The sequence below is a fragment of the Streptomyces sp. NPDC050528 genome (genome assembly GCF_044457795.1).
Classification (GTDB): Bacteria; Actinomycetota; Actinomycetes; order Streptomycetales; family Streptomycetaceae; genus Streptomyces.
This window is the reverse complement of the sequence record NZ_JBITHH010000013.1, coordinates 1-25802: the sequence shown is the minus strand read 5'-3', so window position 1 is coordinate 25802 and position 25802 is coordinate 1. Positions and strand designations below refer to the sequence as shown.

Genomic DNA, 25802 nt, shown 5'->3' with positions numbered 1-25802 from the left:
GTCCGTGCCCACTCTTGCCATCGTCGGCGCGGGCCCCGGTATGGGCCTGGCCATCGCCCGCACCTTCGGCAGCCGCGGCTTCGACGTCGCCCTGGTCTCCCGCACGAAGACCAAGCTTCAGACGCTGGTCGACCAGCTCGCTCAGGAAGGCATCACGGCTGCCGCGTTCCCCGCCGACGTGCTGGACCGTGCCTCACTGACGGACGCCTTGGACGCCGTGCAGGTCCGCTTCGGCGCCATCGACGTACTGGAGTACTCGCCGGCCGCGCATTCCCCAGTGCCCGGCCTCACCCTGGCCGCTCCCTCGGAAGCCACGGTGGACGATCTGCAGCCGCAGATCGAGTACATCTTCTACGGCGCCGTCGCAGCCGCCCGCGCAGTGCTGCCCGCTATGCGCGAGGCAGGGGCCGGGACCCTGCTGTTCACCACCGGCGGCGGTTCGGTGGATCCCGTCCCCATGCTCGGCAACGTCAACGCCGCCGGTGCGGCCCTGCGCAACTGGGTCATCAACCTGAACAAAGAGCTGGCCGGCAGGGGCGTGCACGCCGCCCACGTGGCGATCAATGTCTGGATCGGCGAGGGCGGCCCGGAGGGCTTCCCGACGGCCACGCCCGAACAGATCGCCCCCCTGTACTGGGAGCTGCACGAAAACCGTGACCGCTCCGAGGCCGTCTTCAACGCCTGACCGGCCGGCCCACCCCGCTCCTGGGAGGGGGCCATCCGCTCCCTTCCTGTCCCGTCCCCCTCTGGCAAGGAATCCGTACGTGAACGTCTTCTTGTGGATAGTCCAGGCCGTGCTGGCCGCCATGTTCGCCATGGCCGGTGTCATGAAGTCCATCCAGCCCACGGACAAGCTGGCCGGTCAGTTGCCCTGGACTGCCGACTTCTCGCAGGGCACCGTCCGCTTCATCGGCATCGTGGAGTTCGCCGCAGCCCTCGGGCTGATCCTGCCCCCGGCCACCGACATCGCCCCTGTCCTGACCCCACTGGCCGCGACCGGCCTGATCGTGGTGATGGTGCTGGCCGCGATCACCCACGCCCGTCGCAAGGAACCCTCCGCGATCGCCTTCAATGCCGTCCTGCTGATCCTGGCCGCGCTGGTCGCCTGGGGACGCTTCGGCCCCTACAGCTTCTGACCCCCACCGCAAGGAACCATCCCTGATGCGTGTCACCGTCTTCGGCGCGACCGGCGGCATCGGCCGCCTTGCCGTCCTGCGGCTCCTGGACCAAGGGCACCAGGTCACTGCCCTGGTCCGCACCCCGGCCAAGCTCGCTCTCACCCACTCCCAACTCACGGTCATCACCGGGCAGTTGTCCGACCGTGATGCTGTCGAGCAGGCAGTCAGCGGCGCCGATGCGGTAATCAGCGCGCTCGGCCCCTCCCTGAAACGGTCCACGACCGGCACCCAGGTGACCGACGGAACCCGCATCATCGTGCGGGCCATGGAGGCGCAGAAGATCACCCGTTTCGTCGGCCTGGCCACGCCCTCGCTGGCCGATCCGCGTGACAAGCCGCACTGGAAGCACAAGGTGCTGCCCGTGCTGGCCGGGCTGATGTTCCCCAACGCGCTGGCCGAGTTGAAGGGCATGACCGTGGCCGTCACCGGCTCCGATCTCGACTACACGATCGCCCGCATCACCAATCCGACCGACAAACCCGCCACCGACCGCATCCGCTCCGGCTTCCTCGGCCACGACCGGGTCGGTTCCGCCATGAGCCGTGCCGACATCGCCGCGTTCCTCGTCTCGCAGCTCACCGATGCCCGCTACCGGCGGGCCATGCCCGCCATCAGCAACTGAAGCCAGGACCCCGCCATGACCTTCGAACTCGGCGTCTACTCCTTCGGCAACACCCCGCGCCTTGCGGACGGCAGCCGCGGCCCCACCGCCCAGGCCCTCCGCGATGTGCTGGAGGCCATCGAGCTCGCCGATGAGGTGGGACTGGACTTCTTCGGGGTGGGCGAGCACCACATGCGGGCGATGCCGCTGTCCTCACCCACCTCGGTGGTCAACGCCGCCGCGGCCTCCACCTACCGGATCAAGCTCAGCACTGCGGTCACCGTCCTGTCGACCGATGACCCGATCCGGGTGTTCCAGCAGCTCGCGACCGCCGCGTCCCTGGCTCCCGGACGCATTGAGCTGGTTGCCGGACGCGGCTCGTCGACGATCACGTTCCCGCTGTTCGACCACGACGAGCACGACTACGACATGCTGTACGCCTCCAAACTCGCCCTGCTGATGGCCGTCAACGCCGGCGAGAACGTCACGTGGAGCGGCCCGCACCGCAGACGGCCGCTGCTGGACGTCACCGTCTTCCCCCGCCCCGAGCAGCCGTTGAAGATCTGGTTGGGCACCGGCGGCAGCCCGGACTCGGTCTTCCGCGCTGTCGAGTTGGGGCTTCCGATGTTCCTCGGCGTCCTCGGCGGCACTCCCGAGCACTGGGCGCGCTACGGGCACGCCTACCGCGCAGCCTGGGAAGGGGCCGGCCATCCCGCAGAGCGGGCCGACATCGCGGTCTCCGCGCACGGGTTCGTCGCCGAGTCCGGGACCCAGGCTCGATCGGCGTACCTGGATTACGAGCACCGCATGATGGCCGAGGGCTTCGCCGAACTGGGCCGCCCGGCCCCCTCGCGCACCGACCGCGCCGCGAACTACGGCCCCGGTGGCATGGTCTTCGTCGGCAGCCCCGACGAGGTCGCCGACCGCATCCTCCACCTGCACGGGCTGCTCGGTCACACCCGCCAGATCCTTCAGATGGACGTCGGCGGTATGCCACAGCGCGACTTCCTGCGCGCCGTCGAACTCCTGGGTACGAAAGTGCTCCCCCAGATCCGTGCCGAATTGGCGAAACCGTGAGCCGTCGCCGCCCCCGCCACGGAGACCACCTACCCTCTCGCGATCTCCGCCGTACGGCCGGCTCGGCGCGCCTCCGACCAGTGGGTGAAGCGTCTGCGGGCCCAGCGATCTGCCCTACCGCCAACCGTCGACGAACCCGTCGGACTCCGCGCCCCCGAAGCCGCCTCCGCCGTCCGCAGGAAACCCGCCCCGCCGCCCGAAGTGACCGCGGCGCGCAGACCGCCGCCACCGGCTTACGCGCGCGTGCCCCTCCGACTCGCCTCGCACCCCAGGCGGCTGATGCCCGCCCTCAGCGATCCCCCACCATGAAGGAGTAGACCGGAATGACCACGACCACCGATCCGTCCTACGTCGACCCAGCGCTGATCAACCCCCGCACGATACGTCTTGTCGAGGCGTTCAAGGACGCCCTGCTCCGCCTTCGCGACGAGGAAGGACTGACCTTCGACGACCTCAACGCCGTCACCGACGTGCTGCAGCAGATCCAGAAGGTCACCGGCGCCCCCCTCGCGTTGGCCGCCATGCCCCTGTACAGCGAGCTCTTCCAGGGCGGTCGGGACGGCTACACCCCCTCCGAGGATGTCAAGAGCCCCACCGTCATCGCTGGCTCCCCGCGTGTCGACAACCCCGGCACCCTGCCGATGCGGCCGGACGAGCCCGGCGTCCCGCTGGTCGTGTCCGGCCACGTTCTGGACGGCCACGGTCAGCCGCTAGCGGGCGCCAAGCTGGAGATCTACCACGCCGCCAACAACGGCAACTACTCCGGTCTGTACGACGACGGAGTGCCCAAGTACAACCTGCGCGGGCACCTGTTCACCGACGCCGAGGGCTGCTACACCTTCACCACCGTCACCCCCGTCGCATACGCCGATGCCAACGCCAGTGCGATCGAAAGCGTCGTCGAGGCCGCCGCGGCCCTCGGGCGGAGCCTCTACCGTCCGGCCCACATCCACTACGAGGTCCACCACCCTGACCTGATCAGCCCCTGGTTCGGCGAGATCTACTTCAAGGGAGACCCCGTCATCCCCGTCGACTTCGTCGGCTCGAAGCTGGCCCACCCCGCCCTGCAAGCGGACACCACACTGCACGAGGACCCCGAGGACATAGCCGGACACGGCTTCCAGGGCCCGTACCGAACCATGGAGTTCGACTTTGTCCTCAAGACCCGCACCAGCCCGGACACCATCACCCCGAAGGAGGAGAGGGCATGACTCCCGAGGAGGCCACGGCCTGGTCGCTGGCCCGGCTGAACACGGCCTTCTTCCACCACTACGACCGTCGCGAGTACGACAAGCTGCTCGAACTGTTCGTTCTGGACACCCTGTACGAGGTCCATGGACGCAAGCTGCGCGGTCATGCGGAGATCCGGGACGTGCTCAACGCCCGTCCCGGACCCGAGATGACGATCCGCCACCTCGTCACCAGCCAGCACTTCCACAACATCAGGGACCGGACGGCCGAGGGCACCGTCTCCCTGCTCGCCTACGCCGGGCCCACCCCCGCTGACGAGGACCCCGCCCGCTATCCGGCCGAGAACGCCGGACACGTTGTCGAACTGAACGACCACTACCGGCTCGACAACGGGCACTGGAAGGTCACCCGCCGCGCTGCCCACGTGATCCTCGCACCAGCCTCCGCCTGATCACCCCTACGGTGTAGCCGTGTCTCGTCGGCGGGAACCGGCGTGGTCGTTACCGCTGACGAGTGGCCGCCCACTGAACCCGAAGGCCACGCCCCGACCGCTGCTGGACCATCCGAACCGGCACAGGAACGGACGGTCGGCTCGCGTCCGCGCGCGGGTTCGCCCACCCTGGGCCTCCAGGATTCCGCGAACCCGCGCGCTCAATCGGCACCTGGAAGGGAGACCTCCAGCCGTTCAGCCGCGCGGTACCCGGCGCCGGCCTGCGCGAGTAACCCGTTCGATCCGCGCCTCTGGCCGTCGGGGGATGAATCCGATCTTTGGGGCAGGCATGGAACCGATGGCGATTTCACACCGCGGAGTGTGCAGTAGTTCATTCACCCGACGGCGATGGGCCCCTTGGAACGTGTCGGCCCTCAGCCCACCGAGCGCATCACAGACATGGCGCGCGGCTTTCTGGCCGTGCACTCACCCGAGGGCGGCGCGCAGGCGGACGCGGTGCTGCCGGTGGTGGCCGAATTGGTCAGCAACGCGGTGCACCATGGCGGCGGCGTCACTGAGTTAGGGCTGAGGGCCGCAGCGGGCACGGTGAATGACACCGGCCGGGTGCCTGCGCGCCTGCCGCTCGCGAACGCGGCGCAGCCGGGCGGCTGCGGCTGGGCTCTGGTACAGGATCATGGCCGGCTCAGCCGACGGGCTGGCCGGTGGCCTTGGGGGAGGGGCCGTACTGGTTGGTGCCTGGTGCGCTGTCCACCGTCATGCCCACGAGGTAGAGGATGGGGCCGACGGCCGGGATCAGGGCGATGAGCATTCTCCACCCGGACTTGCCGGTGTCGTGCAACCGGCGGACCGAGACGCTCAGCATCGGCACGATGAAAGGCACCAGGAAGACGCTGAGGAACGGAACCCCGATAACGAAGCTGCCTCCGGCGATTACGGCGGCGGCGCCCATGTACAACAAGGAGAACCACCAGTACTCCGCGCGCCGTGCGCGACCGGCAAAGGTGGCGAACTTGGTGGTGAGGCACGTGCGTGCCGCATCGGTGAACGACATGCTGGTCACAGCGGTCCTTTCGTAGAAGTGTCACAGGGGGGCACAGTGGATCGGGCGGCGAGAGCGCGGCCGTGCCGGCACCACCGCCTCCACGGTGTGGGCCTACGGCCGGGTCCGGCCTGGGCAGCGCAATCCGCTCGGTGACCCGGACAGAGGTCTCCATTTCTCCTGACCGCACGACCGCCGGAGTGTTTCCAGGGGTGCGAGGAAGTCGCCGGACACGCGACCGGCAAGGCCGGGCAGGTGCAGGATGCGGACACGGGCGGACCCGATCCAGCGGTGTCCCCGGGACTTCACGGCGAGGAACCGGCCTGGCTCGGTCCGCAGTTACGCGTACGGCCTGCTGTGCCGGCGGCGGTGGCGGCAGAGACGGTTGACGTCGGGCGGGGCCGGGCGACTGCGGCGGAGCGCCGGGATCCGGTGCGGTGGCTCGGTCGGGCCGACAGATCGCGGAACTCTCCTCGGCGGGCATCGGCCGACACTGCGGGCAGATCCATCCGATCGGTGCCGTCGCCGATGCCATCAGGAGCCCGGAGGCGTGCCGTCAACTGCCCTGTGCGCCGAGGCCGCGGCGCAGCGCAGCGAGCATGTCGGCGAGTACGCGCTTGCCCACCGCAGACTCGGGGATGAGGCCCCCGTGCAGGACCCCCGGGTAGAGGACGAGTTCGGTGGGGACGTCGGCGTGTGCGAGGCGCTGGGCGTAGTCGATGTCCTCGTCGCGGAGCGCGTCGTACTGGCAGGCGGAGATGAACGTCGGAGGCAGCCCGGACAGGTCCTCGGCGCGGGCCGGTGCGGCGTAGGCAGAGACGTCGGTGGTGCCCGGGCGGCCCTCGCCGAGGTAGCAGTCCCAACTGATCTTTGTTGTACGGCTGTTCCAGAGCGGTACGTCGTCGTAGGTGCGCATCGACGGTGTCTGTAGGCGGTCGTCGAGTTGGGGGACGCCCAGGTACTGGAAGCACAGTGCGGGCCCGCCACGGTCGCGAGCGAGGAGGGTCACCGCGGCGGTGAGGCCGCCTCCAGCGCTCTCCCCTGCGATGCCAAGGCGGTCGGGGTCGATGCCCAGTTCGCTCGCCGACTTCGCGGTCCACGCCAGGGCCGCGTAGCAGTCCTCCAGCCCGGCGGGGAAGGGGTGTTCGGGTGCGAGCCGGTACTCGACGGAGACCACGACCGTGCCGACCTCCGCGGCGATGCGGGTGGCGGTGGCATCGAACTGCTCGACGCTGCCCATGATGAACCCGCCGCCGTGGAGGAACAGCAGGCCGGGCAGCGGGCCGTCGTGCTCGGAGGGTGCGTAGACGCGGACCAGCACATCGGGTGCACCGTCGGGTCCGGGGACGGTGACGTCGTGGATGCTGATCGCGACGTCCGGTTCGTAGGTCGGCAGGCCGGCTCGGACCGCTGCCTCACCCATGGCGCGCAGCTCACGGAAGTCGGCGAACGGCCCGCTCGGGAGCATCCCGAACCAGGGTGTGATCTCGGGGTCGTAGGCGTAGGCCATGAAGCCTTCTCGGTTGGGGTCGGGTGAGGGTCCGGTGGGCGATCTGGCAGTGCTTGGTGTCGCGTCACTGGTGTTGGTGGATGCCCAGGAGATGGACGTGAGGCTGAGCGGGTCCACGTTGAACGCGATGGCCGGGCTCCTTGCGGCGGGTGCGGAGGCCTATGGCCAGGATCATGATCATCGCGAGGCCGGTGGAGTGAGCCCCGTGGCGATGTTCAGGGCAGCTGGGAGGATCAGCCGGATGGCCACAGGCACACGTTCGTCAGAGCGGAGCCTTCTTCGGGGTCGCGTCGCGGCGCTGGGACGCCGCGACGCGATCGGCGTTCGACGAGGGGGCCGAGTCAGCAGAGTCGACGCGGTGTCAGGCGCGGGGGAAGCCTGCGGCATCGAGCTTGAAGACGAGCTCGGCCTCGTCGCGCTTGGTGGTGTGCAACTGCCAGTAGAGGGGCGTGATCTGCTCGGGCTTGGCCGCCTCCACGCCGGGGATGACGGAGACGCCGATCGAGGAGTCGATACCGACGTGGGCTGCCTGGATGCCGGTGCCGTCCAGCTCCTTGTGCAGGTTCATCGCCCAGTTGCGCAGCGCGGCGGCGGCGGCGTTGACGTTGGCGACCCGCGGGTCGGGCCAGATCGAGCCGGCGCCGGTGGTGTAGAGCAGGGTGCCCGTGCCGGCCTCCCGCATCGCGGGCAGTACCGCCTTGGTGGCAGCGATGGCCCCGTACAACTGGAAGTTCATCTCGAACTCCACATGAGACGGCTCGGTCTCGGCCGGAGCGGTCAGCTTGATGACACCGAACGACCCCACCGGGGAGTATTCCAGGACGTCGATCCCGCCGAACCGCGCGGCGGCGTCCTTGAGTGCCCGGGTGAGCGCGTCGGGGTCGAGCACGTCCGCGGGGAAGGCGGCGGCGGTGATGCCGTCGGCAGTGAGCTTGCCGACGAGACCGTCGAGCTTCTCGCGGTTACGGGAGATCAGGGCGACGTCGAAGCCCTTGGAGCCGAAGGTGCGGGCGATGGCCAGGCCCATCTGGGGGCCGGCTCCAACGATGGCGATGCTGGTCACAGCGATCCTTTCCAAAGCAGCTAGTTAGTCGAAGGAAACGGGCATCCGGCAAGGCCTATCCGTATCGAGATCCGGATAGGCCTTACCGGATCACTGTTGCCACCGTACCACCAAAAATGGATAAGGCAATCCGATTGCTAGACTCCCCGGTATGACCCCTGGCACCCAGCGTCCCGACGGCCCGGCCGCCCAGCCTCTGCGCAGCGACGCCGAGCGCAACCGTGAGCGGATCGCCGCCGCCGCGCGCAAAGTGTTCGCGCGTGACGGTCTGGGTGCTTCGATGGCCTCCGTGGCCCGTGAAGCGGGGGTGGGGATCGCCACCATGTTCCGCCGCTTCCCCACCAAGGAGGAGCTGGTCGACGCCGTCTTCATCGACCGCATGGACGCCTACGCCGATGCGGTTGCCGTCGGCCTGGACGACCCCGACCCCTGGAACGGGTTCGTCGGCTACATCGAGACCGCCTGCGCGATGCAGGCCGCCGACAGCGGCTTCGCCGACGTCCTGATCACGACTTTCCCCACCGCCAAGGCCCTGGAGCGGCGCCGCAACGAGGCCTACGAGGGCATGGTGGAGCTTATCGGCCGGGCCAAGGCGACGGGCCGGCTGCGCGAGGACTTCGACTCCTCGGACCTGGTGCTCCTGCACATGGCCAACGCCGGTGTCGTCAACGCCACCGGCGACGCCGCCCCCGACGCCTGGCGCCGCGTCGTCGCCCTGTTCATCCAGTCCTTCGAGGCCCCCGCCCGCGGCACCCTGCCCGCTTCACCCGAGCACGACGCCCTCTACAGGGCCATGCTCCGCGCCGGTCCGGCGGCTGTTGTGGCGTCGGAACCGGATGCGGGTGACAGCTGACCTGGGGCTGGAGCTGTCTCGCGGTGCTCCACTCCGCGCCGCGTTCGCCGTGATCTGGGCTCGCGGCTGGTCGATCTCACGTCGGACCCGTGCCTACTGCCCTGCTGGTCGGCATCCGTGGGAACGACAGGTAGGCCTGGTTCTCTTCGTGTGGATGGAACGCCGCAGCCTCTGCTGAAGGTCCCGGTGTCGGCCGGGGGCTGCAAGCAGATGCGGCTCTCGGACAACGAGCGCCGTACGCGTCTTCCCGCCGTGATGGCCAGGACACGTTGGCTGATGCAGCGTCGTCGCCCGGGTGCAGAACCGGTGCAGGACGAAGGGCCGCCTACGTCTGGATCCACCGGCTCAGCGCCTCGACTGTGTTCTCCGGCGAAGCGTTGAAGCACAGCCGGATCCCGGGGGCCTCCTCGGTGAGGAGGCTGACCAGCCGTTCGAACAGCAGGGTGTTCTCCGGCACCATGCGTACGCCGCCGCCGATCCCTGTCAGGCCGAACGCATGCTTTTGGAGAAGTTCCCGGACGATTGCTTCGGCGCGGTCCGGAGAGGTGTCGATCAAGCAGGGGACGGCATCGAAGCCCGCCTTGCGCAGCGCCGCGATCCCGGCCTCTATCCGGGCGGTGAGAATCGCCTCATTGTCGAAACCGTCGAGCATCCTGCTGTAGTCGGGCGCACTGGGATGCAGGCCGATGGACAGTACCTTCGTGTCGCTCGGCAAGGCAGTTGTGGTCGTCGGCCGGCTCATGAGCGATGCCTCTCTGTTCGCGTCGCGGCTTCTTTCCTCCGACAAGCAGGCTGTCGTCTGACCTGCCTCCTCCCTGTGCGCGTTCTGGAAGTCGTGGACCTGCTTCAGCGTCGAGGCCGGAGATGGCAGGAACGCGGGGAACATGCTCTCGCTCTCGTTCTCGCTGATCGCGGAGGCGATCACAAGGCTGTCGAGTAGGCGCGAGTCGCATCATCACCGGCAGCCGGAACCGAGGTTCAGGAGCTCGGCCAGGTGCTGAGGGCGTGGTCGGCGACGCGGTGCATCTCTTCTCGGCTGGCGCCGCCGGAGGCTTGCACGGCGAGGCCTTGTCCGACGGTGTGCACATAGCGGGCGAGGGTCTCCGGGTCGGCGGTGGGGGGCAGGTCACCCTCGGCCTGGGCCTGTTCGAAGCGTTTGCGCAGGGCGGCGACTCCGGCCTCGCGGCGTTCGGCCAGGTCGCGGCGGACCGGTTCGCTTTCGGGTCCGGCGGCCAGCGCGGACTGCACCAGCAGGCAGCCGCGCGGGCAGTCGGGGAGGGTGTGGGCGTTGATGCCTCCGTGCAGCATCGCCTCGGCGACCTGCCGTGCGGTGGGCAGCTCAAGAGCCGGGGCCACGAAGGCTCCCGGGCCCTCCACATAACGGTCGACGGCCCGGCGGAACAGCTCCTCCTTGTTGCCGAAGGCGGCATAGATGCTGCGCCGGTTGATCCCCATGGCCTCGGTCAGCGCGGCGAGCGAGGCGCCCTCGTAGCCCTCGGCCCAGAACACCCGCATCGCCACCTCCAGCGCCTCGTCGGTGTCGAAGGACCGGGGCCGTCCCGTGCTGGGCATCGAAGCCTCCTTGAGAAAAGTTCGCCGCCGCGGAATGAATCCGTGGCTTGCTCAGGTTAGTGTCGTCATGGTTATAGTAACCGAGCGGTTCGGTTCGTAAGTGGAAGAAATTCGGAGCACATGCCATGAGCACCCAGGACGCCCCCAGCACCACTCAGTCCGGCGTACGGCTCCTCGACGGCAAGACCGCCCTGGTTACGGGAGGGGCCCGGGGTATCGGTGCCGCGATCGTGCGTCGTCTGACCGCCGACGGCGCCCAGGTCGCCTTCACCTACACCAACGCCAAGGAACAGGCCGACACCGTGGCCGAAGCCACGGGCGCCCTGGCCATCCAGGCGGACAACGCGGACCATGAAGCCGTCTGGGCCGCGGTCAGCCGCACCACCCAGCACTTCGGAGGACTGGACATCCTCGTCAACAACGCCGCCGTCACCTATGCCGCGCCGATCGAGGACTTCACGCTCAAGGAGTTCGACCGGATCATCGCGGTCAACGTCCGGGGCGTGTTCAGCGCCGTCCAGGCCGCCGCCGCCCACCTCGGCCAAGGGGGTCGCATCATCACCGTCGGCAGCGTCAGCGCCGACCGCGCCCCCCAGCCCGGCATAAGCGTCTACGCCCTGACCAAGGCCGCCGTCGCCGGTTTCACCCGCGGCCTGGCCCGCGAACTCGGTCCGCGCGGCATCACCGTCAACACCGTGCAGCCCGGTCCCACCGACACGGACATGAACCCCGACTCCGGCCCGGCCGCGGAATGGATGAGACAGCTCACCACGGTCGGTCACTACGGCAAGCCCGCCGACATCGCCAGCGCCGTCGCCTACCTCGCCAGCCCCGAAGCCCACTTCGTCTCCGGCAGCACCTGGAACGTCGACGGCGGCTCCTCTGTCTGACCGCCCGCCCCGGGCGGCCGCAATCCACCTGGGCATCCCGGTGCCCGCGATCGGCAGAGCGTTCTCGGTCGACGCCGGTCACCGGCCTCCGGCCTTACCACTGGGTACGGCGACGCCCGCTATTGCACCCCCTAAAAATAAGGACGTATCACCATCATGAACGCTTCCACCACAGCCTCCACGATCGCCCTGGCGGTCGGGTCGGAGGAGCCGCTCAGCCCCGGTTACGACGTCGCGACCAAGGACGATGCCGAGTTCAACCAGCTCTTCCGGCACGGCTTCGCCACCATCGAAGACCTGCAGATGCACTACGTCATCGGTGGCGACGGCCCGCAGGTCATGGTGCTGCTGCATGGCTGGCCGCAGAGCTGGTACGAGTACCGCCAGGTCATGCCCTCGCTGCTGCCGGGCCGCACCGTCATCGCCATCGACCTGCCGGGCCTGGGCGACTCGACCGGGAACCCGTCCTCCAGGGTCAAGACGGTTCTGGCCACGTACGTCCACAAGCTCCTCGTCCACCTCGGTCACCGCGAGAATGTGCAGGTCGTCGCGCACGACTTCGGCGTCAGCGTCGCCTACCCGCTGGCCGCCCAGTACCGCGAGCAGGTGTCGGGGCTCTTCCTCATGGACTACGGCCTGACCGGCAAGAACCTGAAGTTCGCCGCCATCGAGTCGATGTTCTGGCACTTCTCCTTCAACAAGCAGCGTCCGCTCGCGGAGGAGCTGGTCACCGGCCGGGTCGAGACCTTCCTCACGCACTTCTTCCAGGGGATGAAGACCGCCGGCGAGAACTTGTCCGCCGACGAACTGGCCGAGTTCGTGCGGTTGTACTCCCGCCCCCAGGTCCTGCACGCCGGCTTCGAGCTCTACCGGACCGAGATCCAGGACGAGGCCGATAACACCAAGCTGCAGGAGACCCCGCTGACCATCCCGGTCCGCATGATCACCCAGGCCGGCCTCGCCGACATGGTCCTGCCGCCCCTCCAGGACGCCGCCCCCCACGCCACCTCCGCCGACGTCCCCGGCGCCGGACACTTCCTCCTCCACGAAGCACCCGACCGCGTCTTGGCCGAGATCAACGCCTTCTACCCCACCCCCACCCAGTAACCAACTTCTGAGCCCGCACCCCGAGGTGAGAGGAAACCCCCTGATGAACAGCCAACCCACTTCCGCCCGCGATGTCCCCACCCGCCTTTTCGCCGCCTTCGATGCGGGCGATATCGCTGCGCTGGACACCCTGGTCTCGCCCGATCTCATCGACCACAACCTGCCCCCAGGGGCTCCCTCGGCGATCGAGGGGATGAAGGGGATGGTCGCTGCCATGCGCGACGGGTTCACCAACCCTCACCACGAGGTCGTCTACCAGGCCGAGACGGACGACGGCTGGGTCGTCTCCCAGTGGGTGATCACAGCGACCCACACGGGCCCGTGGTTCGGACTGCCCGCGACCGGCCGTGACGTGACCTGCTCCGGCATCGATATCGCACGGGTGGTCGACGGCAGGATCGTCGAGGTCCGGCACGTCGAGGAACTGCTGCAACTGCAGATGCAGATGCAACTCACCGACTGAGACGGCAGCAGGGACGCAGCAGCGCGGCATGACCTGACCAGACAAGGCCCCCTGGCGAAGAGCCGAAATTGATCGCCCATAGACCCTTCGCCGGGGTTCTCATGGCTCACGCTGCTGCCCCTTCGGTTCCTGAAGGCCGTCTGACGACATATCGGAGGCGCTCGCTCCATTCGTCGCCTACCGCAACAGAACGTGCCAGGCAAGCAGGCCATTCACAACAGAATGAAAGCTGAGGAACACATGGCGGAACAGGCCCCCGGCCCCAACGGCTATGAGGCAATCGACAGGATGTACACCGCCACCGAGGATGGTGACATGGAGCGGCTCCTGACGTGTTTCGCGCCGGATGCCGTCATCTGGCATGCGGACGACGAGGTCGAGCAGGACGTGGACACGTGCCTCCAGAGGATCAGGCTGCTGGGTCCGGCGTCCTCGAAGGTGGCTTACGAGGACCGCCGCATGACAGCGGTAGACCAGCAGGTTTTCCTCCAGCACACCCTGACGGCCGATCTCCTCACGGGCAGTCGGCTCCGGCTTCCTGCCTTCATGCGCGTCGAGCTCAGTTCCGACGGCCTGATCAGCAGGCTGGAGGAGTACTACGACTCCCGCGCGACCGATGTGCTCGCCGAGGCCGGGGTGTAAGAAGAGCGACCCGGTCTCACACGCGTGGTGAGACCGTTCAAAGATCACGAGTCATTCGCGTCATGCGGTCGGACTCGAACCAAGGGAGTGCCATGAAGGCGATCCAGTTCAACAGCTACGGCAGCGCAGAGAAGCTAGACCTCGTCGACATCCCGGCTCCAACGCCGCAGCCGGGCGAGATCCTCATCCGCGTGGCGGCCACCGGCGTCAACCCGATCGATTGGAAGATCCGCTCGGGGCAGATGGAAGGCATCATCCCCGTCGACTTTCCGGCCGGGACCGGCGCCGACGCGGCAGGTACGGTCATCGCGCTCGGTGAAGGCGTCATCGACGCGGTGGTCGGGGAACCGGTGTTCGGCGTGGGCCGCTCGACGTACGCCGAAGAGGCGGTTCTTACCTCGTGGGCACCGGTGCCGGAGGGAGTGAGCGTCGAGGAGTCCGCCGGCTGGGGAGCGGCAGTCGAGACGGCCGTACGGGTTCTCGACCAGCTCGGGCTCTCCGCGGGACAGACCGTGCTCGTCAGCGGCGCCTCGGGAAGCGTGGGAACCGCGGTTGTCCAGATCGCCGTCGGCCGCGGGATTTCGGTGGTGGGCACCGCAAGCGCGCAGAACCAGGACTACCTCGCGTCCCTGGGAGCGATTCCGGTCGTTTACGGCGACGGCCTCGTAGCGCGCGTCGCGGCAGCGGCGCCCTCGGGCATCGATGGAGCCCTTCATCTCTCCGGTGCCGGCGTGTTGCCCGACCTGATCGAGATTGTCGGGGATCCTTCCCGGGTCCTTTCGATCGCCGACTTCGCGGCGCTCGAACTCGGAGCGCAGGTGTCTACGGCACCATCGGATCACCGCAAGGCCTGGGCCGAGGCAGCTGCGTTGCCGGCCTTCCGCTTGCCTGTCGAGCGCCGCTTTACGCTCGCCGAGGCCGGAGCTGCCCAGGAACACAGCGCCGCAGGGCACGCAGCGGGCAAGACGATCATCCTCCCTTAGCCCCGAGGTCACTTCCGTGGGTGGGTCTTCGCGCACAACCCACGGAAGTGACCTTGCGGCTCTGATACGCAGGCAATCCGACGATCACGGTCGCGCGAACGAATCGCATGAGGGCCGTGTGCTGGTTCCCCTCAGAAGCCTCGCGGCTGCGGGCGCAGTGGTGAACGGGACCGGAGTCTGTAACGGCTCGGGCACCGTGGTGCGGCGCCGCCGACGGCAGTGACGCCCTTGACGGCCCAACTCGTGCATCAGCCACGCGGCCGTGCACGGGGCCACGTCTAGGCCCTCGTGCCCCAGTGCGCGGGTGAGCCGCCGGGTGTCATAGACGGCCCGGACTCGGCGATGGATCCCCTCGATCAACGGCATGAGCTGTTCGTCGCGGAGCCGGCGGGCGGACTGCGGCCGCTTCTCGCGGGCGAAACAGGTCGACGACGGTCGGACTCTCCATCGGCCGGCCACCGGCCACCAAAGCACGCGCCCGGCACCCACGGGACGGCTGAGACTCCTCGACCCTGCCTGGCGGACCCTTCTCAGCTCTTTCCTGTGTGAGACAGTTCACGAACTGACCAAATGATGAATCTGGTCAGTTCCTCTATTCTGGAGGGCATGGAGACACAGAGCAGCAAGGAACGCCGGGCCCTCGTGGTCGGGCTTGGTATCAGCGGAATCGCAACCGCAGTGCGGTTACGACAGAGCGGATGGACGCCGGTCGTCATCGAGCGGTCCCCGGCCCGGCGCACCGGCGGGTACTTCATCGCACTGTTCGGTGGCGGTCGGCAGCCGGCGCAGCGCCTGGGCATCCTCGACAACCTGAGCGACCGCACCCCTGCCGGCACCGTCCAGTACGACCTCGACCGCGCGGGGAACCGGCGGCCCGGCGCCCTCGCTTACGGCGACCTGCCCGGCACTCCCTGGATGACGGTGCGCGGCAAGGTCGAGGAAGCTGCCTTCATGGCGCTCCCCGACGATGTCGAGATCCGTTACTCGACCGTGCCGACCCACATCGCACAGGACGCCGACGGTGTGGACGTCACGATGACCAACACCGTGGACGACACCTCGGTCACCGAGCGGTTCGATCTGGTGGTCGGCGCGGACGGGCTGCGCTCCACCGTGCGGTCCCTCGTGTTCGGACCGCACAAGAAGTACCTGCACCGGCTGAACTACATGGCGGTCGCCTACGAACTTCCCGGCCCCCTCAGCGAACTCCATCCTGAGGACGGCGCCACCTTGATGGAGGCCAACCGGTCGATGTGGATCTTCCCCTTCCGCGGTGGTCCGCAGACGGTACTGCTCAGCTACCACACCGCCGACGTGGACGCCGAGTTCAAGGAGCCGCCGGCCCAGCGCGTACGCGCGGCGTTCGGTCCCGAGCCCACCGGCCGCCTCCTGGGCGAGGTGCTCGACGCGCTGGACACTGTCAAGGACCTGTTGTTCGACTCGGTAGAGCAGGCACGGATGGACACCTGGCATCGCGGCCGGGTCGTACTGGTCGGCGACTCCGCCTGGTGCGTCAGCCTCTACGCCGGCATGGGCGTCTCGATGGGGATCACCGGGGCGGACCTCCTCGGCACCATGCTGGACCGCCACCCCGCCGATGTGCGCCGCGCCCTGGCCGTCTGGGAACAGACCCTGCGGCCCCACGTGGACGTGTTCCAGCAGAACGGCATCCAGCAGCGCATGATCTTCGTGCCGGCCAACAACAAGGAACTCGCTCTGCGCAAGGTCATCAACCTGGGGATGCGGACCCCGGGGGCCTCACACCTGCTGAAGCGCATGCAGACCAGCAACAAGGCAGGCCGGCTCAAGGACCGTGACCTCGCCATAGCATGAGGCCGGCTCCGCGCCCGCGGGCCCGCTCAGGACAGGCAAGGAAGCAACGATGGCAGCACTGGCCGAACACGACTCCGCCACCGCGGCCCGGATTCTCGCCGCGGCCAGGGAACTGATCCTCAAACGCGGCGTCAAGGGTCTGACGGTGGCCGAGATCGCGGAGAAGGCGCACGTCGGCAAGGGCACGGCGTACCTGTACTGGGGCACCAAGCAGGATCTCCTGTTCGAACTGTTCGCCAGAGACTTCCTGACCTTCCTGGAGGGCGAGATCCAAGCGCTGGACGCCGACCCTGAGGCCGGCCGCCCACACCGGCTCTGTCCGCGGGTAGCCCGCAACGCCCTGAGCTACCCGATCGTACGAGCGATGCAAACCGGCGATGATGACCGGCTGGGCGCCTTCGGCCAGCATCCGCGCAGCGTGGAACTCCTCGGCAGGCTGGGCCCCGCCACGGTGGTCCACTCGGTGCTGCCGGTGTGGCGCGAGCACCGGCTCGTACGAACCGACTGGCCCCTTGATGAACAGGCCTACGCCCTGCAGGCGCTCATGACCGGCTTCCTCGGCGCTCTCACCCGGCCACCGACCCCGAGCAGCGTCACGGTCGACGACCCCGACAAGGTCATGGCCGCCGCGGTGACGGCCCTGCTCGACCCCGAAGAAGCCGGCCCCGCCGAGGTCCGCGCAGTCACCGAAGAAGGTCTGCGGCTGTTGCGCGAACGACGCGACGCCATGCTCGCCCTGATCACCACCTACCCCGGAACAAAACACAGTCAGGAACCGGAGCGCTCCGGTTCGAGTTGAGGAAAGACGGAGGAAGTGTCATGACCCGGACGACCGTGACAACCGCCAATGAGACCGTCATCGACCGCTACATCAGGATCGTCGACCGTACGGTGTACGAGCCCGAGGCCCTGACGGAGCTGGAGTCGATCTTCACACCGGACGCCACCGTCGAGCTCGACGGCGACATGGAACCGGTGACCGGCATGCCCGCGATCACGGCGGCATACAGGCAGCTGACCAAGGCCATGGTCGACAGCAAACACTTCTGGACCGTCACGGAGCTCGACGACGGCAGGCTGGAGTGCCACTGGGTCCAGGCCGGCCGCGGGACCGACGGCCGCCTGGCCGGCCAGAGCGGAATCGAGCACGCCACCGTCAACGCAGACGGGCAGATCACGCACCTGAGCAACCGTATGGTGCCCATGGCCAGCTGGTCCTGAGAAGGCTTCCCGCTTCTTCGGCCGAAGTGCGTGAACATGAACTCCGGTTCCCGGCGGCGGACAGCTCCCTGCTCAGGGCGGCTGCGGAGGAGTTCCTGCGGTGAGGCGGCGTCGTCACACATGTCCGTCGTACGGCAACTGAATACACCACGATCCGGAAGGCGATCAAAGCCGGCGACTTTGGTGGTCTGCGTCGTAGGCCCTTCGGGGATTGACTTCGGACTGGTTGCAGGCGTGTTCGCGGTCAGGTGCCGAGACCGGTGAGGTGGAGACGGCAGGCGGTGTCGAGCGCGTCCTCGGGGGTGCGGCTGCTATCGCCGGTGGGCAGGAGGGCGTCCTGACAGCGGTCGCCGGCCGGGTCGTGCAGGGCGAAGCTCCAACGGCTCGCAGTGCCGTGGTAGCGCATGCGCATCTGCATGAGGCTCCCGCCGCCGGTCAGTTCGCGTTCCACGTGGGAGTACTGGGCCCGGTGACGGACGCGCAGGCCGGCCAGTTACAGCCAGGCGGTCTGGGCGTGCATATTCAGGTACAGCTCAAGCTGGAACCGCGTGTGTTCCGAGGGCGTGGGTACAGCGGAATCCCTGCGGACCGCCGGGTGCGCGATTGCGGCAGGATGCTGCCTGCCGTGATCCACTTACCGTGATCGGCTGTCTTCCCTGCCCGTTGCCTCAGTGTCTCCGACAGCCCTGCTGGCCTCGGAACGCGAGCGGCTGAAGAAGACGGCCTACGGCCACAAGGCCGAGCCACCGGCTCCAACTCGCGGAGACGCTCGCCAGGTAGTCCGTCGGCCGGCGCTCGCCTCGTCGTGGGTAGTGGAATGGGTGATTTCACGCATGCCGACCCTCGCATGATCACGAGATTCTTTGCGTTCCCACCCACCACACGTTCTACGGAGAAAGCGCTCTCTCGTGAGAGCGGCTCCCTCTCGGAACGCCGAAGGAAAGCAAAGGCCCATGGCTGCCCATGACATGCAGGGGGTCCGATGACCACCACCCTCCAGGGCCCCGCCCGCAGCAGACCCAGATGGGTGCTGGCCCTCGTCGCCGCGGTGACGTCCGCCGCCCTCCTGGCCGGAGCCCTGGGCGGTGCCCTGGTCGCCGCCCAGCCCGCCATGGCGGCGCCCGCCACACCCATCCTGCGGCTCGATACTGAGAACGGCGCCACCACCGCCAACTACCTGGCCTTCCTCGCCCAACTCCGCGAGAACGTCGACTTCGTATCTCAGGATGTCAACAACGAGGTCGCGAACTCCACCGACCTGATCGACCACACCAACCCCAACGCTGTCGGCTCCACCGAGGCCGTCATCCACACCGAGGACGGACACGAGCTCCGCCTGCGGTTCCGCACGAGCGACCTGTACCTGGTCGGCTGGTACGACAGCACCGGCCGCTACCGCTACATCGGTCCGGCGTCGGAAGCGCGGATACCGGGCGACCAAGGCACCAACGCGGTGCAGTTGGTCAATTCGTCGAGTTACGGCACCCTCGAACGCGAGGGCCAGGTCGACCGTACGACCATGGTGTTCAGCAGGGTCACCACCCAGGCCCATGCCCTGAGCCTGTGGAAGTCCACCAACAACGTGGCGATGTCCGCGGCGCTGGTGTACTTCGCGCAGTTCATCTCCGAGGCCGCCAGGTTCCGCGGCATCCAGGACACGATCGCCCAGGCAGGGTTCAGCTCCACAGGCGCCGACTCGTATTCCGTGGAGACGAGGCTCGACCCGCGTCTCGTCGAGCAGGAGACCGACTGGGGCCAGCTCAGCGAGCGGCTCCGGCAGGTGCAGCTCGTGGGCAGCGACCAGACGCCCATCCCGCTGACGGGCTGGTTCCGCAACGGCTTCGGCGACATCGTCGAGCTCTCGCTCAACCTCGCCAGTGAATACGCCCGCATCATGATGGTCGCCAACGGCTACCCCGGGTACTCAAGCAGGCGGCACCTCGCGAACAGCGAGACCCTGATGGTCGCCTCCGACGGCTCCGGCGACTACGACACCGTGCAGGGCGCGATCGACGCGCTGCCCACGGACGGGGGTGCGTACACGATCTCCATCGAGCCGGGCACGTACCACGAGACGATCACCGTGCCGCCGAGCAAGCCCTACCTGATGCTCCGGGGCGCCGGCGACTACGCCTTCGAGGTCGTCATCACCGGCGACCGGGCGCACGGCATGCTCAAGCCCGACGGCACGCCCTACGGGACCGAGGGCAGCGCTGTGGCCACCATCAAGGCCCACGACGTCACCGTCGCCAACCTCACCATTCAGAACACCTTCGATCCCAAGGCCCACCCGGAGATCAGCCCGTACGAGACGCAGGCCGTCGCGCTGGCAGCCGAGGGCGACCGGCAGACCTACACCCAGGACCGCATCATCAGCAGCCAGGACACCGTCCTCGCGAAGTCGCCCGTCCCCACCGCCCAGAACCGGCAGTACTTCGTCGGCAGCTACATCCAGGGGAACATCGACTTCATCTTCGGCAACGCCACCGCAGTGTTCGACGCCTGCAACATCGCCATGCTCAACTGGGCCGGGGGCACGGTGCTGGCTCCGAACACCGACCAGAGCAAGAAGTACGGCATGCTCATCACCCACAGCACCATCTACACCAACGGGGTGCCGGCCAACACGATGTACCTGGGCCGGCCCTGGCACAACACCGCGGACGCCTCCCCCCAGGCGGTGATCCGCAACACCACGATCAACTCCGGCATCACAGCCGCGCACCCATGGACCGACATGACCACCGACTACTCCTGGACGCAGGCCCGATTCAAGGAGTACCAGAACACCGGACCCGGCGCGGGCACGGGCGCGAACGCCCCGCAGATGTCCGCCTCCGAGGCCGCCGACTACACCGCCGTGAAGTACCTGGCGGGCACCGACGGTTGGGCCCCGGTCTTCACCTCGAACTGACCGCACCGCAGAAGACGTGACTGCCAGAGCGGCAGGGGCCCGGAGTTTCCGGGCCCCTGCCGTGCGACGCCTACGACGCAGAAGCCTGTTTCTCCGTCCACCAGGCCGCGACCGACGCCCGTGACCGGAAGCCGAGTTTGCCGAGGATGTTCTCGATATGGCGGTCGGCCGTACGTGGTGACAGCACCAGCTCGGCGGCGATCTGCCGGTTGCTCAACCCCTTGGCCACCAGCGACGCGACCTGCCGCTCCCGGCGGGACAGCAGGCAGTCGGCGTCGGTGGTGCCGACGATGAGGGCGCCGCCACTGACAGCGATGACCATGTCGGCGCCGGAACTCTCCTCGGCGGCGAGGGCGAAGTCGACGGCCCGGCCGGGGGCGCCGTGCAGGCCGCCCTCCGCGAACGCCGCGGCGTAGGCCGTACGGCCCAAAGCCTCGACGGCCGCCTCTTCGCAGCGCATGTGATGTCCGGCCATCTGCGGACCGAACGCGGCGATCGAGGTGCCGGCATCGAGCCACAGCGCATCCGCCGAGCCCAGCAGTCCGGCCGCCCGGGCGGGTGCGCCGCCTGCGACGGTGGCCCAGGCGAGCAGTTCCAGCATCCGCGCGACCATCGCGTAGTCGTGGAAGCCACGCATGCACTCCAGCGCGGACCTGGCCATCGTTTCGGCCGCCTCTCGGTCGCCCTGGTCCCAGGCGCCGTGCCCCAGAGCCATGAGCACCTGCCCACGGCCCCATCGCTCGCCGCTCGCTTCGCTGGAGGCGATCAGCCGGTCGCTGCTCTGGGGTGCCCGGGGATCACCGGCGTAAGCCTGCGCACAGGCCAGAGCGAGCAGCCAGGAGGTCGCCTCGCGCTCGTCGCCGAGCGCCGTCATCACGGCCAGCGCCGCCTCGTAGCGGCCGATGCCCTCCTCCGGCCGTCCCCGGTAATGTGCCGAAACCCCGCGAAACCCCGACGCCATAGCCCGAACCGCCGGGTCGTCCAACGCCTCGCCCAGTCGCTCCGCCTCGTCCAGCCAGCGGTCGGCCACCGTGAGGTCGCCCTGGTTCTGCGCCACCCAGGTCGCGGCGAGCAGAGCCCAGGCACGCTCGGACGTGGGCTGGGAGCCGGCCGCCAGTGTCTGCTCGAAGCGGTGGCGCCCCTCACTGAGGAAACCTCCCACGCACCAGTGGAAGCTGAGTGCCGACACCAGCCGGAGCCGCTTTTGAGGATCGGAATCCCATTCAAGTGCGGCCAGCAGGTTGGTGTGGTCGGCACGGAACATCGCCAGGCTCTTCACCTGGCCGTGTCCGTACCAGCCCCGGTTGGCGCGCTCGGCCACGTCCAGGAAGAAGTCCTGATGCCACACTCGTAGTCGGTGCTCTTCCCCGGAGCCCGTGAGCCGTTCCCGACCGTAGCGCCGGACGAGTTCCAGCAACCGATAGCGCGGCATGCCCTCCATCTCACAGGTCAGGACGACGGACTGGGCGACCAGCCGGTCGAGCAGATCAGGCACCTCGCGCCGGGCGATGCCCTCGCCGCCGCAGACCGCCTCGGCCGCGTCCAGGGTGAACCCGCCTGCGAAGACCGACAGCCGGCTCCACAGCAGCCGCTCCGCCGGGGAGCACAGTTCGTAGCTCCACTCGATCATTCCGCGCAGGGTCCGCTGGTGACGCGGTGCGCTCCGGCTGCCCCCGGTCAGGAACGCGAACCGGTCTTCGAGCCGGTCCGCCAGCTGTTCGATGGTGAAGGTTCGTAGCCCGGACGCGGCCAACTCGATCGCCAGCGGCAGCCCGTCCAGATCTGCGCACAGCCGGGCTGCCTGGTCCCGGTTCGCCTCATTGACCTGGAACCCCGTCCTGACAGCGGCGGCTCGGTCCCGCAACAGGGCGACCGCATCCTCCGAGCACAGGGGCGGGACGGTGAGGACGTGCTCGCCGGTGATGCCCAGCACACGGCGACTCGTCGCCAGGATGTGCAACTCGGGGGCGGCCGACAGCAGAATCTTGACCAGCTGCGCGCAGCCGTCGGCCAGGTGCTCGCAGCTGTCCAGCAGGATCAGCGCCCGCCGCTCGGCCAGGTACCCGGCGAGCTGTTCCTCGGCGGGCCGGACACCCAGGTCCGGCACCCCCAGCGCGGTCGCGACCGTACTTGCCACCGCCTCCGGCTCCCGCACCGCGGTCAGGTCCACCAGCCACGCTCCGTGCGGGAATGCCTTCGCCGAGACGGTGGCCGCCTCCAGCGCCAGCCGGGTCTTGCCGACCCCACCCGCCCCGATGAGCGTCAGCAACCGAGCCGACCTCAGCAGTCTCCAGATCTCGGCGACCTTGTCCTGCCTGCCCACGAAGCTGGTGAATGCCGCCGGCAGGTTCCCCGTTCGCACCGGATTGTCCTTCATTCCATCCTCCTGCCACGGGGAACACCCACGGAGCTCGCCGCCGGTCTCGCCCTCGTCCGGCGTGATCATTCGGTGCGACTACGCCTCGCCGTCGTTTCCGGGCGGGTTGTGCGCGTCGGCGAGGCAGCTGCGGATCTCCTCGTCGGCTTTTGGGCCGGCGGGCAGGTCGCGGTCCGCGAGAGCCGTGTCGTGACCGAGCCCGGCAGCCGGCACGTGGACCGTCTGTTGCCACCGGACAGCACGCCCTGCCCGGACAGCGCGACGATCAGTTCGTCGGCGACAGCTCATTGCGGCAAGCGCCTCGAACACGAGAGGGACGTCGTCGAGCACCTCGGCGCCTGGGACGACCAGGCCGCCCGGCAGTCTGTCGGAGCGGGGCGCGCCTTCAGCGAACGGGGGCGGCCGTGGACGGGGTTCGGCCGGGCGCCGATCGCGAGATCCGTGCCCGGGCCTCGATCAGCTGGGCGATTGCGTGGAAGTACCGTGCATGGACGCTCCTTACAGCATGGGCGGCTTTGCATCGCCCTGATGACCTCCATCCTCGCCGCCAGGCCGTGCACACACGAGATGTGCAGAGGACACGGCGTGGTAAAACGAGGACATGCGGAGATCGTGATGATTGCTGCGAGCCTCTGCGGCAACAGCTCCGCCGGGGTTGGTGCGAACCCCCGGCTTGGCATCGATCCGCCCGAGCAACGGGTTCACCGTCTCGCGATCATGGGCCTGGCGAACCTGCACAAGCCGTGACGTCGGCGTCGGTTCGGCGGCATTCCGTTCCCGCTCTCGCTCCGCCCACCGACCAGGCTGCGCTCAAGTGCCAGGCCGGCCGTCGGCACGGCCTGGCGTCGGGCTCACTGCTGGCCCTGATGGGCCAGACGGAAGGCACCGGGGGTGAGGCCGGTGTGGCGGGTGAAGAACTTGCCGAAGTTGGTGGGTTCGGGGAAGCCGAGGCGGCGGGCGATGGTCGCCACAGGTTCGTCGGTGTGGGCGAGCAGTCGCTGGGCCTCCAGGGCGACGCGGCCGTCGATGACGTGTTTGACGGGCTGTCCGGTGGCGGCTGTGCAGGCGCGAGTGAGTGTCTTGACGGTGTATCCGAGGCGGTGGGCATAGTCGGCGGCGCGGCGGGTGGTGGCGTAGGAGAGTTCCAGCTCGGTGCGGAAGCGGGTGTAGACCTCCCCGCCGGCGTGCGGGTCGCCGCCGCCGTCGGGGTGGGGGAGTCGGTCGATCTGCAACAGCACGGTGGCGAGCAGGAGTTGGAGGATCTCCGCCGACACGGTCTGTTCCGGCCGGCCGTACTCGGCCCGCAACTGGCCCAGCAGGGTGGACAGCACTGCGTAGTCGGGGCTCGCGCCCAGTTGCCAGCACGCCGGCCCATACCACTCGTTGACCAGTCGGTCGGCGCTGCTGGAGTGGGGCGGGAAGGCTGGCGTGAACAACAGGTGGGTGCCGTTTGCGGTGCCCGGTCGCACGAAGCGCTGCACCTGTCCGGGGCGGATCCACAGCAAGGTGCCCGGGCGACAGGGGTAGCTCACGAAATCTATGGCGTGTTCGCCACTGCCCTCGGTGATGAGGGTGAGGGTGTGGAAATCCACCCGGTGCACGGCATCCGGCCGTCTGCGCCGGCGCCGCTCGTGCAGGGTGGACAGATCGATGATCTCGAAGCCGGGGATCCGTTCCTCGGGCGGGTTGAAGTCCAGCCGGGGGATGCCGCCGCCCCGGGAAGGACCAGCCTCGCCAAGATCCGCAGAGTTCATCCCCGGCGTTTGCCCCCTTCTTGAACTCGATTACGACCGGGGTGTTGTTCTCGTCGAGCCCCAGCGTGTCGATCCGGCCCCGGTGCCACGGCCCGGTCGGGTACTCCGATGCCAGGAACCGGATCCCCAGCATCGACTCCATCCCGGCCTCCACTCGACGCTGCAGCTCCACCTCCAGCGCTACCGTCGACCCCTGAAGCTCGACGTCCCGGCCGTCGGCATCCTGCCGAAACAGCATCAGGTCGGTCACCAGCGTCCCCCTCCCGCCATCGGTACACAGGGAGCAATCGAAACGGCCACGGGGGTATTCCAGCCGGAGCGGAGTCATCTGCCTCGCCGCTGACCGCGAGATCTTCGCGGTGAGCGGCGCTGGAGCGCGACCACGGTGAGGGTCCGTCGGTCCGGCAGATCGCCGCCGTCGTGGGGTGAAAAGCACGTCGTCGGTCGCGTACCACGTCGAAAACCTCGAAGGTCCGGTCTCGGTGACTACGGCGGGACCAGGCGGCCCTTCCCATGACCGAGTGGCCCCTGTCCGGCGTGCCGGGTCCCGCGTGTCAATGAGACGGAGAGCGCGGCCCGTATGGCAGTTGTCACGAGCCGCGGCACATCAGCAGCGCGCCGCTGGGCCGGGGAGGAACGTCTTCTGCGGCTGGAGTCCGGCGTGCTGCCCGTTTCCGGAGGCGGTGGGTCCAGTGGTCCCTGAGCATGTCGTACGTGAACCTGTGGCGGAACGCGACGGGGCCGGGTCACGGCTTGCCGATCCGTTGGAGCCGCTGACCCTGTTGCTGCAGCATTTGCGCAGTTCGGCCGGGGGACTGTCGGAGCGGGAGGCGGTGCGGAGGGCGCAGGTCTACGGGCCGAACGAACTGGTCCGCCGTGGCGGGACCCGGTGGCCCGCGGAACTCGCGCGGCAGTTCACCCATCCGTTGGCCCTGGTCCTCGCGGTGGCCGCGGTACTGGCGTGGGTCAGTGGGAGCCCGACCTTGGGGGTGGCGATCACGGCGGTGATCGTGCTCAACGCGGGCTTCGCGTTCTTCCAGGAGGTACAGGCGGAGCGGGCCGTGGAGGCACTTGCGGCCTTCC

General features: G+C 68.5%; 28 protein-coding genes and 1 pseudogene. 18 read left to right on the top strand and 11 right to left on the bottom strand.

What is annotated here, in order from left to right; genetic code table 11:
* Nucleotides 1–4: 4 nt before the first annotated feature.
* The 6 genes from ACIBK4_RS37415 (at nt 5) to ACIBK4_RS37390 (ending at nt 4498) form a co-directional block, all read left to right on the top strand.
* Complete coding sequence (locus ACIBK4_RS37415) at nt 5–685, top strand: SDR family NAD(P)-dependent oxidoreductase (protein WP_399002267.1); 681 nt, start codon at nt 5–7, stop codon at nt 683–685.
* A gap of 79 nt (nt 686–764) precedes the next feature.
* On the top strand, nt 765–1136 hold the full coding sequence (locus ACIBK4_RS37410; RefSeq protein WP_399002265.1) for a DoxX family protein: 372 nt from the start codon (nt 765–767) through the stop codon (nt 1134–1136).
* Nucleotides 1137–1161: 25 nt separating this feature from the next.
* Entirely contained in the window at nt 1162–1800 is a 639-nt protein-coding gene (locus ACIBK4_RS37405) for an NAD(P)-dependent oxidoreductase (RefSeq protein ID WP_399002263.1), read from the top strand.
* Between the two features lie 15 nt (nt 1801–1815).
* Nucleotides 1816–2856: an LLM class flavin-dependent oxidoreductase gene (locus ACIBK4_RS37400; RefSeq protein ID WP_399002261.1), complete on the top strand. Its 1041-nt coding sequence runs from the start codon at nt 1816–1818 to the stop codon at nt 2854–2856.
* A gap of 323 nt (nt 2857–3179) precedes the next feature.
* The gene (locus ACIBK4_RS37395) at nt 3180–4067 is read left to right on the top strand and encodes a hypothetical protein (RefSeq protein ID WP_399002259.1); all 888 of its coding nucleotides are present in this window, start codon (nt 3180–3182) and stop codon (nt 4065–4067) included.
* Entirely contained in the window at nt 4064–4498 is a 435-nt protein-coding gene (locus ACIBK4_RS37390; RefSeq protein WP_399002257.1) for a nuclear transport factor 2 family protein, read from the top strand. The genes ACIBK4_RS37395 and ACIBK4_RS37390 overlap by 4 nt, the downstream gene beginning before the upstream one ends.
* Nucleotides 4499–5180: 682 nt before the next feature.
* Here ACIBK4_RS37390 and ACIBK4_RS37385 read toward each other — a convergent pair.
* From ACIBK4_RS37385 to ACIBK4_RS37375, 3 genes are all read right to left on the bottom strand, one after another.
* Nucleotides 5181–5549, bottom strand: a complete 369-nt coding sequence (locus ACIBK4_RS37385) for a DUF805 domain-containing protein (protein ID WP_399002924.1) — start codon at nt 5547–5549, stop codon at nt 5181–5183.
* A 544-nt stretch (nt 5550–6093) separates the two neighbouring features.
* On the bottom strand, nt 6094–7047 hold the full coding sequence (locus ACIBK4_RS37380; RefSeq protein ID WP_399002255.1) for an alpha/beta hydrolase: 954 nt from the start codon (nt 7045–7047) through the stop codon (nt 6094–6096).
* 361 nt (nt 7048–7408) lie between these two features.
* Nucleotides 7409–8110, bottom strand: a complete 702-nt coding sequence (locus ACIBK4_RS37375) for an SDR family NAD(P)-dependent oxidoreductase (RefSeq protein ID WP_399002253.1) — start codon at nt 8108–8110, stop codon at nt 7409–7411.
* A gap of 151 nt (nt 8111–8261) precedes the next feature.
* On the opposite strand from ACIBK4_RS37375, the gene ACIBK4_RS37370 reads away from it, so the two are divergent.
* Nucleotides 8262–8963: a TetR/AcrR family transcriptional regulator gene (locus tag ACIBK4_RS37370; RefSeq protein WP_399002251.1), complete on the top strand. Its 702-nt coding sequence runs from the start codon at nt 8262–8264 to the stop codon at nt 8961–8963.
* Nucleotides 8964–9288: 325 nt separating this feature from the next.
* On the opposite strand, the gene ACIBK4_RS37365 is transcribed toward ACIBK4_RS37370, so the two are convergent.
* Nucleotides 9289–9888 (bottom strand): hypothetical protein, encoded by a 600-nt coding sequence (locus tag ACIBK4_RS37365; RefSeq protein WP_399002249.1) that lies wholly within the window; start codon nt 9886–9888, stop codon nt 9289–9291.
* 53 nt (nt 9889–9941) lie between these two features.
* Nucleotides 9942–10535 (bottom strand): TetR/AcrR family transcriptional regulator, encoded by a 594-nt coding sequence (locus tag ACIBK4_RS37360; RefSeq protein ID WP_399002247.1) that lies wholly within the window; start codon nt 10533–10535, stop codon nt 9942–9944.
* A gap of 125 nt (nt 10536–10660) precedes the next feature.
* Here ACIBK4_RS37360 and ACIBK4_RS37355 point away from each other — a divergent pair, with 125 nt between their 5' ends.
* The 5 genes from ACIBK4_RS37355 (at nt 10661) to ACIBK4_RS37335 (ending at nt 14620) form a co-directional block, all read left to right on the top strand.
* Nucleotides 10661–11425 carry a 3-oxoacyl-ACP reductase family protein gene (locus ACIBK4_RS37355; RefSeq protein ID WP_399002245.1) on the top strand — a complete coding sequence of 255 codons (765 nt, stop codon included), beginning with the start codon at nt 10661–10663 and terminating at the stop codon, nt 11423–11425.
* Nucleotides 11426–11581: 156 nt separating this feature from the next.
* Nucleotides 11582–12532, top strand: coding sequence for an alpha/beta fold hydrolase (locus ACIBK4_RS37350; protein ID WP_399002243.1), 951 nt, complete (start codon nt 11582–11584; stop codon nt 12530–12532).
* 43 nt (nt 12533–12575) lie between these two features.
* Nucleotides 12576–12995, top strand: coding sequence for an ester cyclase (locus ACIBK4_RS37345; RefSeq protein WP_399002241.1), 420 nt, complete (start codon nt 12576–12578; stop codon nt 12993–12995).
* A gap of 240 nt (nt 12996–13235) precedes the next feature.
* On the top strand, nt 13236–13637 hold the full coding sequence (locus tag ACIBK4_RS37340; protein WP_399002239.1) for a nuclear transport factor 2 family protein: 402 nt from the start codon (nt 13236–13238) through the stop codon (nt 13635–13637).
* 92 nt (nt 13638–13729) lie between these two features.
* Entirely contained in the window at nt 13730–14620 is an 891-nt protein-coding gene (locus ACIBK4_RS37335) for an NADP-dependent oxidoreductase (protein ID WP_399002237.1), read from the top strand.
* Between the two features lie 84 nt (nt 14621–14704).
* On the opposite strand, the gene ACIBK4_RS37330 is transcribed toward ACIBK4_RS37335, so the two are convergent.
* The gene (locus ACIBK4_RS37330; protein ID WP_399002922.1) at nt 14705–15079 is read right to left on the bottom strand and encodes an IS3 family transposase; all 375 of its coding nucleotides are present in this window, start codon (nt 15077–15079) and stop codon (nt 14705–14707) included.
* 147 nt (nt 15080–15226) lie between these two features.
* Between ACIBK4_RS37330 and ACIBK4_RS37325 the strand changes: the two genes are divergently transcribed.
* From ACIBK4_RS37325 to ACIBK4_RS37315, 3 genes are read left to right on the top strand one after another with little or no spacing between them, the layout of a single operon-like run.
* Nucleotides 15227–16453, top strand: coding sequence for an FAD-dependent monooxygenase (locus ACIBK4_RS37325; RefSeq protein ID WP_399002235.1), 1227 nt, complete (start codon nt 15227–15229; stop codon nt 16451–16453).
* 49 nt (nt 16454–16502) lie between these two features.
* The gene (locus ACIBK4_RS37320; protein WP_399002233.1) at nt 16503–17252 is read left to right on the top strand and encodes a TetR/AcrR family transcriptional regulator; all 750 of its coding nucleotides are present in this window, start codon (nt 16503–16505) and stop codon (nt 17250–17252) included.
* A 20-nt stretch (nt 17253–17272) separates the two neighbouring features.
* Nucleotides 17273–17674 (top strand): nuclear transport factor 2 family protein, encoded by a 402-nt coding sequence (locus ACIBK4_RS37315; RefSeq protein WP_399002231.1) that lies wholly within the window; start codon nt 17273–17275, stop codon nt 17672–17674.
* 244 nt (nt 17675–17918) lie between these two features.
* Here the strand turns inward: ACIBK4_RS37315 and ACIBK4_RS37310 are convergent, their stop codons facing one another.
* Nucleotides 17919–18125, bottom strand: a complete 207-nt coding sequence (locus tag ACIBK4_RS37310) for a hypothetical protein (RefSeq protein ID WP_399002229.1) — start codon at nt 18123–18125, stop codon at nt 17919–17921.
* Between the two features lie 531 nt (nt 18126–18656).
* Here ACIBK4_RS37310 and ACIBK4_RS37305 point away from each other — a divergent pair.
* Entirely contained in the window at nt 18657–20588 is a 1932-nt protein-coding gene (locus ACIBK4_RS37305; protein ID WP_399002227.1) for a pectinesterase family protein, read from the top strand.
* A gap of 70 nt (nt 20589–20658) precedes the next feature.
* Here ACIBK4_RS37305 and ACIBK4_RS37300 read toward each other — a convergent pair whose 3' ends face one another.
* Together ACIBK4_RS37300 and ACIBK4_RS37295 are read right to left on the bottom strand one after the other, a co-directional pair.
* Nucleotides 20659–22965, bottom strand: coding sequence for an ATP-binding protein (locus tag ACIBK4_RS37300; protein ID WP_399002225.1), 2307 nt, complete (start codon nt 22963–22965; stop codon nt 20659–20661).
* A 78-nt stretch (nt 22966–23043) separates the two neighbouring features.
* The gene (locus ACIBK4_RS37295) at nt 23044–23178 is read right to left on the bottom strand and encodes a hypothetical protein (protein WP_399002223.1); all 135 of its coding nucleotides are present in this window, start codon (nt 23176–23178) and stop codon (nt 23044–23046) included.
* Nucleotides 23179–23493: 315 nt separating this feature from the next.
* Between ACIBK4_RS37295 and ACIBK4_RS37290 the strand changes: the two genes are divergently transcribed.
* Nucleotides 23494–23712 (top strand): hypothetical protein, encoded by a 219-nt coding sequence (locus tag ACIBK4_RS37290; RefSeq protein WP_399002221.1) that lies wholly within the window; start codon nt 23494–23496, stop codon nt 23710–23712.
* A gap of 104 nt (nt 23713–23816) precedes the next feature.
* Here the strand turns inward: ACIBK4_RS37290 and ACIBK4_RS37285 are convergent, their stop codons facing one another.
* Nucleotides 23817–24719: an AraC family transcriptional regulator gene (locus ACIBK4_RS37285; RefSeq protein ID WP_399002219.1), complete on the bottom strand. Its 903-nt coding sequence runs from the start codon at nt 24717–24719 to the stop codon at nt 23817–23819.
* Nucleotide 24720: 1 nt separating this feature from the next.
* Nucleotides 24721–24969, bottom strand: a pseudogene (locus ACIBK4_RS37280) (hypothetical protein); the annotation flags it as partial.
* A 472-nt stretch (nt 24970–25441) separates the two neighbouring features.
* Here ACIBK4_RS37280 and ACIBK4_RS37275 point away from each other — a divergent pair.
* On the top strand, nt 25442–25802 hold a 361-nt coding region (locus ACIBK4_RS37275), incomplete at its 3' end, for a cation-transporting P-type ATPase (RefSeq protein ID WP_399002217.1).

Bases quoted from the DNA above. Each gene is read 5' to 3' on its own strand.
- ACIBK4_RS37405 (WP_399002263.1), top strand. From the start codon at position 1,162: ATGCGTGTCACCGTCTTCGGCGCGACCGGCGGCATCGGCCGCCTTGCC.
- ACIBK4_RS37400 (WP_399002261.1), top strand. From the start codon at position 1,816: ATGACCTTCGAACTCGGCGTCTACTCCTTCGGCAACACCCCGCGCCTT.
- ACIBK4_RS37395 (WP_399002259.1), top strand. From the start codon at position 3,180: ATGACCACGACCACCGATCCGTCCTACGTCGACCCAGCGCTGATCAAC.
- ACIBK4_RS37390 (WP_399002257.1), top strand. From the start codon at position 4,064: ATGACTCCCGAGGAGGCCACGGCCTGGTCGCTGGCCCGGCTGAACACG.
- ACIBK4_RS37385 (WP_399002924.1), bottom strand. From the start codon at position 5,549: ATGTCGTTCACCGATGCGGCACGCACGTGCCTCACCACCAAGTTCGCC.
- ACIBK4_RS37380 (WP_399002255.1), bottom strand. From the start codon at position 7,047: ATGGCCTACGCCTACGACCCCGAGATCACACCCTGGTTCGGGATGCTC.
- ACIBK4_RS37370 (WP_399002251.1), top strand. From the start codon at position 8,262: ATGACCCCTGGCACCCAGCGTCCCGACGGCCCGGCCGCCCAGCCTCTG.
- ACIBK4_RS37360 (WP_399002247.1), bottom strand. From the start codon at position 10,535: ATGCCCAGCACGGGACGGCCCCGGTCCTTCGACACCGACGAGGCGCTG.
- ACIBK4_RS37355 (WP_399002245.1), top strand. From the start codon at position 10,661: ATGAGCACCCAGGACGCCCCCAGCACCACTCAGTCCGGCGTACGGCTC.
- ACIBK4_RS37350 (WP_399002243.1), top strand. From the start codon at position 11,582: ATGAACGCTTCCACCACAGCCTCCACGATCGCCCTGGCGGTCGGGTCG.
- ACIBK4_RS37345 (WP_399002241.1), top strand. From the start codon at position 12,576: ATGAACAGCCAACCCACTTCCGCCCGCGATGTCCCCACCCGCCTTTTC.
- ACIBK4_RS37340 (WP_399002239.1), top strand. From the start codon at position 13,236: ATGGCGGAACAGGCCCCCGGCCCCAACGGCTATGAGGCAATCGACAGG.
- ACIBK4_RS37335 (WP_399002237.1), top strand. From the start codon at position 13,730: ATGAAGGCGATCCAGTTCAACAGCTACGGCAGCGCAGAGAAGCTAGAC.
- ACIBK4_RS37325 (WP_399002235.1), top strand. From the start codon at position 15,227: ATGGAGACACAGAGCAGCAAGGAACGCCGGGCCCTCGTGGTCGGGCTT.
- ACIBK4_RS37320 (WP_399002233.1), top strand. From the start codon at position 16,503: ATGGCAGCACTGGCCGAACACGACTCCGCCACCGCGGCCCGGATTCTC.
- ACIBK4_RS37315 (WP_399002231.1), top strand. From the start codon at position 17,273: ATGACCCGGACGACCGTGACAACCGCCAATGAGACCGTCATCGACCGC.
- ACIBK4_RS37305 (WP_399002227.1), top strand. From the start codon at position 18,657: ATGACCACCACCCTCCAGGGCCCCGCCCGCAGCAGACCCAGATGGGTG.
- ACIBK4_RS37300 (WP_399002225.1), bottom strand. From the start codon at position 22,965: ATGAAGGACAATCCGGTGCGAACGGGGAACCTGCCGGCGGCATTCACC.
- ACIBK4_RS37290 (WP_399002221.1), top strand. From the start codon at position 23,494: ATGACCTCCATCCTCGCCGCCAGGCCGTGCACACACGAGATGTGCAGA.
- ACIBK4_RS37285 (WP_399002219.1), bottom strand. From the start codon at position 24,719: ATGAACTCTGCGGATCTTGGCGAGGCTGGTCCTTCCCGGGGCGGCGGC.